Genomic DNA, 8,742 nt, shown 5'->3' on the forward strand with positions numbered 1-8,742 from the left:
CAGAAGTTGAAAGAGGTTCTCGATCTCATCTCTCCTGAAGTGATCTCCTCCATTTGTGGATGGGATTACATCACTACAGCTTTATTAAGTGCAACTTCATAGGAAATTGGTATAAGTTGTTGGAACTTACTTTTTGACACTATCTTTTATGCCCCTCAAGCTTTCCCAATCAACCCTAAGCGGTGAGAGGCTGTATCGCACATAGTATTTTTACTGAGTTTTGATTCAGCGTGCTTTTAATCAAGCTTTGAGATGAAGCTGGCTGAGGTAGATTGCACTCCAGTTCGTCCCCATTGGCACCCAGTCATTGAAAAGCCTCTGCTGTTTTTGAGCGACGGTTTCGCGATCATTGCCGACCCCAAGTGTGCATATAATTTTACTATTACGCACAGTTAGTCGCCGCATGTCTCATGTCAGTCACCCCCATCCGCAAATATCGTAATCTGAACTCGGCGTATAATTCGACGCGGTGTAAAAATGGATTCCGTCGCGCTCTAGAAGAAAATGAGCGCAGTCCGCTGACCATTCGCAACTATCTGTGCGACCTCGATGCTTTCATCCGATGGTTTGAATTCCAGCAGCAATCAGAATTTTTCCCAGAGTTAGTGACCGCAGTTGACTTGCGCGAGTACAAGCGCGATTTATCCCATTCCCTCAAACCCCAGAGTATCAACCGCAAGTTGACAACCATCAAGGTGTTTTTGAATTGGGCACTCTCCGCGGGGATGATTCCATCCGTTCCGAAAATCCCCAAAGTCGTGAAAGAAAATCGTCGGGGAATCCGTTGGCTCAATCGCAGCGAACAACAGGCATTACTCACCCGGGTAGAGCAGGGTGGTCTTGAGCGGGACTTGATTATTGTCAGATTACTATTGAATACCGGGCTGCGAGTTTCTGAGCTTTGTGACCTTCACTGGTCTGACATAAAAATCACACCCAACAAAGCAATTTTGATTGTGCAATCCGGGAAGGGGGCGAAACGTCGAGAGATTCCACTCAACCATGATGCTCGGTCAGCACTCATAGAAATCGGTTATTACAAAAATCGTGGAGCCGTAAGACCCATCTTTATTGGGCAGCGGGGGCAACTCACCCCTCGCGGTATCCAAAGTCTGATTGAAAAATACAAAGGAGATTTGGAAGATTTCTCGCCCCATTCTCTCCGGCATACCTTTTGTAAAAATTTAATTGACGCCGGTGTTGGATTGGAAATGGTTGCAGCTTTAGCTGGGCATGAAAGTCTGGAAACCACAAAGCGATACTGCGAACCTTCTCCAGAAGATTTAGCCCTAGCTGTAGCGCTAATTAGTCAGGAGGAGTAAATCAAGTCTTTATCCCAGCCTTGATTTTGCACTGCTAACAAGCAATGAATACCTCAGGTGGGACTCAATTCCACAAAACCCAAATCGCTATCAGGCTACATCTGTGGCTCTACTCGGTGATTGGGTACTTCGGGACAACGCTCAACTCGTTCTAGTTGATAGCCTTGTTTCTCTAACCGTTCCACAAATTCATTCGGGTCAGAGTTCGTTTCTGATTGAGGTGATGGTTGTGTCAATTGCCTAATTTTCTTGAGTTTAGCTTTCCGTCCCATTGGCTTGTTCCCTTTTAGTGATGCAATCACTTGGTCTAGCCGACCTTGAAGGTTGCGTAATCTGTCGGAATTTTCTTGTGGCTACTAATAATTGCAGTTGCGAATGACTGACTCAACATCTTTTATTTTAATTAGCCATCAATCTCATTGACTCCCCATGCGAACTCAACCCTACCTCCTCACCCTACTCACACTATTTACAGTCCTGACGCCTCAGCATGGGGTAAGTGCCACCTTAAGTCCTACTGAACTTTCAAGTAGGAATGAAACCAAAATTGTTCAAGCAGATGTTCTAGTGGCAGATTCATCCCGACAAGGCGAACCAGCAGCCCAAGCCAGAAGAGATAGATCGGAAAAAGCGAAAGCGCTGATTGCGATCGTTTTCGAGTTGATTTCATTGGGAAAAATTGACCAAGCCCTGCAAGCCGCTCACTCTATCCCAGTTGAATCTGCCAAAAATCTTGTGTTGTCTGATATCGTTTATCGGTTGGCTGAATCGGGAAAAATCGACCAAGCCCTACAACTCGCTCAACAGATTCAAGAGCAATCCACCAAAGATGTGGCGTTGTCTCATATCACTTATCAGTTGGCTGCATTGGGAAAAATTGACCAAGCCCTACAACTCGCTCAACAGATTCAAGATGAGCATTCTACAGGTGAAGCGTTGTCTAGGATCACTGGACACTTGGCTGTATCAGGAAAAATCGACCAAGCCCTAAAATTGGCTCAAACCATCCCAGATGAATCCTTTAAAAACTCAACGTTGTATGGCATCGCTGACTACTTAATCGCATCAGGAAAAATCGACCAAGCCCTAAAATTGGCTCAAGCTATTCCAGATGAATCCACCAAAGACGTGGCGTTGTCTGGCATCGTTTTCAAGTTGACTTCATTGGGCAATTTCGACCCCGCTGTTGCTCTGGAAGTTGCTCAACAGATTCAAGAAAAATCTTCCAAAGATTCAGCGTTATCTAACATCGTTTCTCTGTTGGCTGCATCGGGAAAAATCGACCAAGCCATACAAATAACCCAAACCATACCCGATGAATCCTCCAGAGCCTCAATGCTGTCTAGCATTGCTCAACAGTTGCTTTTATCGGGAAAAATCGACCAAGCCCTAAAACTCGCTCAAACCATCCCCGCTCAATCTGAAAAAGACTCAATATTGGATGATATCGTTGCCGAGTTGGCTGAATCGGGAAAAATCGACCAAGCCCTGCAACTGACTCAACAGATTCAAGCTCAATCTAGAAAAGACTCAGCGTTAGGTAGCATCGGTGAACGCTTAGTTTCATCGAAAAAGTTTGCTCAAGCCCTGCAAGTGGCTCAACAGATTCAAGATCAATCCTCCAAAAACTTAGGCTTGGTTAGCATCGTTGCCAAGTTGGCTGAATCGGGAAAAATCGACCAAGCTATACAACTGGCTCAACAGATTGAAGATCAATCCGCCAGAGACTCAGCGTTACGTAGCATTGCCGAACAATTCGCTGTATTGAAGAAATTCGACCAAGCCCTGCAACTGACTCAAGACATTAAAGATGAATCCTCCCAAGGGGCAACCTTGTTTTACATCGCTCAACAGTTGATTGAATCGGGAAAACTCGACCAAGCCTTGCAACTGGCTCAAGACATTAAAGATGAATCCTCCAAAGCCAGCGTGTTACATACCCTCGCTCTACAATTGGCTGAATCGGGAAAACTCGACCAAGCGATACAAGTCGCCCAATCCCTACCATTTGAATCCTCCAAAAGCTCAGCTTTGCGTAGCATCATTTATGAGTTGGCTAAATCGGGAAAACTCGACCAAGCCTTGCAACTGGCTCAAGACATTAAAGATGAATCCTTTAAAGCTTTGATGTTGTGTACCATCGCTCAACTGTTGGCTGAATCGGGAAATTTCGACCAAGCGATACAAGTCACGCAAACCTTGAAAAATAAATACGATCAAGCCGTGACATTGGCTCTGATCGCGCATGATTTAACATCAGATGGACAAACTGAATTAGCCTCGCGCATTTTAAACCAAGCCCTTGAAATGGTTACATCTTATTAGAGTAGTCTTCTAGCAAGGAAACCCAGTCGAAATACCGGGGCGTTGCTCGTGATGTGGTATTGTCGTAAGCCCTTGAGAACGCTCCATCTAAATTGAATAGGATGTCCGCGAGGTAAGTGTCCGCAAGCTACCGATGATATAACCATTGAGAAGTGGATTACCTGCTCCAAAACGGCGCAATGAATTAAGAAAGCTCTAGGAACCTGTCTTTGCTGACTCGCATCCGGTCGGTTTAGATAGTAATTTGCACTTCATCTGTTAAATTATCAAGCATCACCAGTGTTTGATACCTTCCGATATCGTGTTGTTTGCCAAAAACGACTCTTTCTATCACACAGCTCTAACTCAGATGAGCAATGCAGGAATTCCATTGCGCGTCATCGCCGCTTACTCAGGACACCGGGACTTATCCCAACTGGCAGCGTACCTGGAAGTCAGGGACGAACAAATCTTGGGAGCCGCAGCCACCCTATCAATGCTCTCCCCAATAGTGGGGCAGGTCGGAATAGTCCTGTATGACGACCTAGATAACACTAAGGATTTCGAGTTGAATGATAATTTAGTGAAACCACAAAATAGGTAGCGAAAATAAAGTTTTAGGCGATTTCATTAACAGTTTCCCTATCTTTCACCCTCCTAGAATCCACTAACCTAAACGGTGGCGTTTTAGAGTTGTCCCAGTTTAATGCGGTGGTCGATTGAACAAAAAATTAGCAGCGGCTTTGTGATCGCACTCATGCGACAAAAGGCGATCACCCGAATAGCAGTTGCAGCAGTAAATTGAAGCGTGGCAACTGATGCCGTTAATTGATCGCGGCGTGACGTGTGCCCTAAACCAGATACTGAAGATGACGCAAGTTGAGTACTCGCCCAGTTGACCCTGTGCTACCGTTAAGTTACATTAAATAACGGTTGCCCGATTTAAAATATAGATGCCGAAGATTGTTGACCATGAGCAATATCGCAAAGAGTTGCTCCACAAGTGCTTTGACCTGTTTGCCCAGAAAGGATACGCTTCCATCACAACTCGACAGATTGCTAAAGAGTTGGGCGTATCAACCGGAACACTCTACTACTACTTCCCACGCAAGGAGGATATGTTTGAGCAACTGGTTGAAGAAATGAGTCAAGAGTATCTCCAAATCTTCGCCAGCGAATTAAAAGACGGGCAAACGCTATCGGAGCGATTTGAGGCACTCGCCAACTTCGCAGTTAGGTACGAAGACCGTCTGATTAAAGACATCTGTATGATGGTTGATTTTTGTCAGCAGCAAGGTATCGAGGCAGTTCGCAATAACCCAGCCTTTGAACGAATCAGACAACGGGACAGGCAGGCTTTTGCCGACTTGTTTGGAATTTCAGACCTTGCCCTTGCAGACTTTGTGATGAGTCAACTTATGGGCTTGATGTTAATGCGCTTGGAAGGGAATGACATCCCAATTTTCGAGCAAGTCACACTCCTTGGAAAAATGTTGATTAATTATATAGAAAAATGAAAAACTCAATCATCCTGCAACGGCTAAAGCCTCTTAATCGCTGGACGAGCGCACTTATTGTTTCGGGAATTGCCATCACAAGTGGCTCACTCTACTACAGCATTTCTCAGTTTGGACAAAAGCCTGCCGAACCTGTGGCACCGGCTGCACCGACTATTCAGCCAATCACAGCGTTGGGACGACTAGAACCCGCCTCAGAAGTAGTGCGAGTGGCTGCCCCAGCAACGCTAAATAATGATCGGGTAGCTCAACTGCTGGTTAAGCGAGGCGATCGCGTCCAGGCAGATCAGGAGATTGCGATTCTCGATAGTCGCGATCGCTTGCAAATGGCTTTACTTGAGGCGCAGTCGCGAGTTAGCACAGCTCAAGCAAGACTGGCTCAAGTCAAAGCAGGGGCAAAATCTGGAGAGATTGCCGCTCAGCAAGCCGAAATTACTCGTCTTCAAGAAGAGTTTCGGGGCGAAATGGCGACTCAATCCACCATCATTGCTCGTCGGCAATCCGAGGTTAATGTCGCACAGGCAGACTATAACCGCTATCTAGGTTTGTATCGGGAGGGGGCACTCTCGGCATCCAACCTCGACCAACGGCGACTCACGTTAGAAACGGCACAGGCACAACTCAACGAAGCTAAAGCCAGTCAGAATCGCACGGCTGACACATTGCGTGCCCAGAGCAATCGAGCTAGGGCTACTCTAAACCAGATTGCCGAAGTTCGCCCTGAAGATGTCCGCGTGGCGCAAACGGAGATAAACCAGGCAGTTGCAGCAGTTAAACGGGCTGAGGCTGAGTTGAAAGAGGCAACCATTCGCGCACCGATCGCAGGGCAAGTTTTGGAAGTTTACACCCAATCCGGTGAGGCGATCGCTGACGAAGGCATTGTTGACCTGGGAAAGACTGACCCAATGGAAGTAGTTGCAGAAATTTACCAGAGCGACATTGGCAAGATTCGCAGCGGTCAATCAGCGATCGTTACTGGTGAGGGGATTTCTGGAGAACTGCGGGGAACGGTTCGCCAAGTTGGGTTGCAAGTTAGCCAGCAAAAAGTCTTCAGCAATCAGCCCGGACAGAACCTCGATCGCCGTGTCGTTGAGGTCAGAATTCGCCTCAATTCAAAGGATAGTCAACAAGTGGCAAGCCTAACCAACTTGCAGGTACAGGTAGCCATTCAACCGCAAGTGAGTTTGAAGTAAAAAATAACGGTCGCCCGATATCTAAACTTTGTGCTTGCGTGTCATCAGAGAAACCTACACCAGGAAATGAGTACTATGCTTCAAGGCACATATCTGATTTTTTGCATTCTGGGAATTGCTTTACCCTACTCCCAATTCATCCCATTTCTACTTGAAAACGGACTTGATTTGGAACGTTTCTTTGAGCAGCTTTTTATCAATCGAATTTCTGCGTTCTTTGGTATGGATGTCGTAGTCTCATCTCTTGCTCTGTGGACATTTGTGTGGGTTGAAGGTTCACGGCTCAAAATGAAAAACTTGTGGGTATACATCGCCACTAATTTACTAGTTGGTGTTTCGTTAGCGCTACCTCTGTTTCTACTCCTGCGGCAACGCAAGCTCGAAGAAACCACTCAATTAGATCAAATAGTTCAGTCTTAAAGACGCTTCTGTTTTAACCAATCTCTCAGCCATTTTCTGCTCTCCAACTTTATACCCTCTTGGCTCAAGTACTCAAGTTATGTTGCGTAAACTACTTCGCAAAACACCTCTAGCCTGGTTACAGGTCAAGCGAGAAAAAACCCGCCTCTTTGTTGCCTTAGCTGGAATTGGCTTCGCTGATATCCTCATGTTTTTCCAGCTTGGACTGATGGAGTCTGCCTATACTTCTGCTACGGGGATGCACTACAGATTGCGGGGCGACCTGTTCTTGCTAAATTCTCTATCTGATAACGTGCAGACCATCAAACCCTTCTCACGCTCTAGGCTATTTCAAGCAGCAGGTACAGATGGCGTAGCTTCTATTAATTCTCTCTATCTAGGAATCGGAAGATGGCGTAATCCTGCTAATCGAACCTTCTGGCAGGTACAAATTTATGGTTTCAACCCCAGTAACCCAGCAATGGATGTGCCAGATGCTGCACCTGAATTGAATAAACTCAAGATGTTGAATTATGTACTTTATGACCAGGCAGCGCGACCCGATCTGGGTAATGTTGCTAGTCAACTTCAGCAATCTAAACCGCTTCCAGCTCAACTGAATGACTTACAAATTCAAGTCACTGGTGTCTTCACAATGGGAGCCTCTTTCTCAGCTGATGGCAATTTGATTGTGAGTGACTCTAGTTTCTTGCGTCTGTTTCCAGAACGCCAAGCCGATGATATCGACGTCGGTCTAATTACGTTGAAACCGGGTGCAGATATCGAGCAAGTGCAAGCAAATATAAAAGCCAAATTGCCGAATGATGTGCTGGTTCTGACCAAAGAAGAATTTGTCCAACGGGAGAGAAATTATTGGAGTCAAGTTAGTCCGATCGGCGTTATCTTTGGCTTCGGAACTATCGTGGGATTTTTGGTGGGAACGGTAATTGTTTATCAGATTCTTTACTCTGATGTTTCCGATCACCTACCCGAATACGCCACGCTCAAAGCAATGGGTTACGGTGATCGCTTCTTAGTTGGTATTTTGCTTCAAGAGGCGTTGATTCTGGCAATCCTGGGTTTTATGCCGGGATTCGTGATTTCACTTGGGCTTTACGGACTAATAGCACAAGCGACGCTACTTCCCGTCAAGATGTCGCTGGATCGTCTGGTACTCGTGTTGTCTTTGACGCTTGTAATGTGCATTGCATCGGGAGCGATCGCAATGAGGAAATTACAGTCTGCTGACCCAGCTGATATTTTCTAACTTCACACAATTAATAACCTTAACCCTCATATAAAACCCTGATGTAATGGTGAACACGCTTATAGCTCCTCTGGTTGCGATCGCAGCCCTTGACAGCCTCAATCCAACTGCAACGGCAATTCAGGTTTACCTGCTCAGCACTCCAAAACCGATTGCTCGTTCCGTGTTATTTATCCTTGGTGTCTTTTTGGCCTATTGGGCGGCTGGGTTGCTCATCGTTCTTGGTTTTGGCAAGGTAATTACAACCTTGATGAGCAGTGCAGGTTTATTTTTGTCAAACCCAATTATCTATGTCCTCCAATTCATCATTGGCGCTGTGATGCTTGCCGTTGGCTGGACACTAAACACGGCTAACGAGCAGAAAGCTGTAAAACATCCGAAAAATATTAAACCGACTTATGCCTTTTTACTTGGACTTGGCGTAACCTTTTGGGAATTTCCAACAGCGCTTCCCTATCTAGCAGCACTCGAACGAGTGATTCAAGCAAGACTCGATCTACTTCCCATTATGAGTGTTTTGGGTATCTACAACGTCGTGTTCGTTCTGCCCCTAATTATTTTGCTGGGGATTTACATTGTATTTCAAGAGTCGGCTGCTGCTCGGTTGAATGCCATCAACCGCTCAATTATAGCGGTTCTCAGTTGGATGGCATACAGTAAGGGAGTAGCCCAGCCTGCCAGACAATCGCCGATCATGAAAGCCTACTCGCTTGACCTACGCCAAAAAGTGATTGATGCCT

General features: G+C 46.0%; 8 protein-coding genes and 1 pseudogene. 8 read left to right on the top strand and 1 reads right to left on the bottom strand.

Annotated features, from left to right (window positions below; genetic code table 11):
* The first annotated feature begins 410 nt into the window (after positions 1–410).
* On the top strand, positions 411–1,322 hold the full coding sequence (locus NC994_RS27265) for a tyrosine-type recombinase/integrase (protein ID WP_190416285.1): 912 nt from the start codon (positions 411–413) through the stop codon (positions 1,320–1,322).
* A 95-nt stretch (positions 1,323–1,417) separates the two neighbouring features.
* Here the strand turns inward: NC994_RS27265 and NC994_RS27270 are convergent, their stop codons facing one another.
* Positions 1,418–1,594 carry a hypothetical protein gene (locus NC994_RS27270; RefSeq protein WP_190416286.1) on the bottom strand — a complete coding sequence of 59 codons (177 nt, stop codon included), beginning with the start codon at positions 1,592–1,594 and terminating at the stop codon, positions 1,418–1,420.
* Positions 1,595–1,751: 157 nt separating this feature from the next.
* Between NC994_RS27270 and NC994_RS27275 the strand changes: the two genes are divergently transcribed.
* The 7 genes and pseudogenes from NC994_RS27275 to NC994_RS27305 form a co-directional block, all read left to right on the top strand.
* Complete coding sequence (locus tag NC994_RS27275; RefSeq protein ID WP_190431376.1) at positions 1,752–3,647, top strand: hypothetical protein; 1,896 nt, start codon at positions 1,752–1,754, stop codon at positions 3,645–3,647.
* A 322-nt stretch (positions 3,648–3,969) separates the two neighbouring features.
* A pseudogene (locus NC994_RS27280) lies at positions 3,970–4,230 on the top strand (tyrosine-type recombinase/integrase); the annotation flags it as partial.
* A gap of 349 nt (positions 4,231–4,579) precedes the next feature.
* On the top strand, positions 4,580–5,143 hold the full coding sequence (locus NC994_RS27285) for a TetR/AcrR family transcriptional regulator (RefSeq protein WP_190416288.1): 564 nt from the start codon (positions 4,580–4,582) through the stop codon (positions 5,141–5,143).
* Positions 5,140–6,336, top strand: coding sequence for an ABC exporter membrane fusion protein (locus tag NC994_RS27290; protein ID WP_190431378.1), 1,197 nt, complete (start codon positions 5,140–5,142; stop codon positions 6,334–6,336). The genes NC994_RS27285 and NC994_RS27290 overlap by 4 nt, the downstream gene beginning before the upstream one ends.
* A gap of 75 nt (positions 6,337–6,411) precedes the next feature.
* Entirely contained in the window at positions 6,412–6,756 is a 345-nt protein-coding gene (locus NC994_RS27295) for a DUF2834 domain-containing protein (protein WP_190431380.1), read from the top strand.
* A 79-nt stretch (positions 6,757–6,835) separates the two neighbouring features.
* Positions 6,836–8,002: an ABC transporter permease DevC gene (devC, locus tag NC994_RS27300; RefSeq protein ID WP_190431382.1), complete on the top strand. Its 1,167-nt coding sequence runs from the start codon at positions 6,836–6,838 to the stop codon at positions 8,000–8,002.
* Between the two features lie 46 nt (positions 8,003–8,048).
* Positions 8,049–8,742: GAP family protein (locus tag NC994_RS27305; RefSeq protein ID WP_190431383.1), on the top strand; the 694-nt coding region annotated here is incomplete at its 3' end.

Origin of the sequence: Trichocoleus sp. AS-A1 (genome assembly GCF_039962015.1) — a bacterium.
GTDB lineage: Bacteria > Cyanobacteriota > Cyanobacteriia > Cyanobacteriales > FACHB-T130 > FACHB-T130.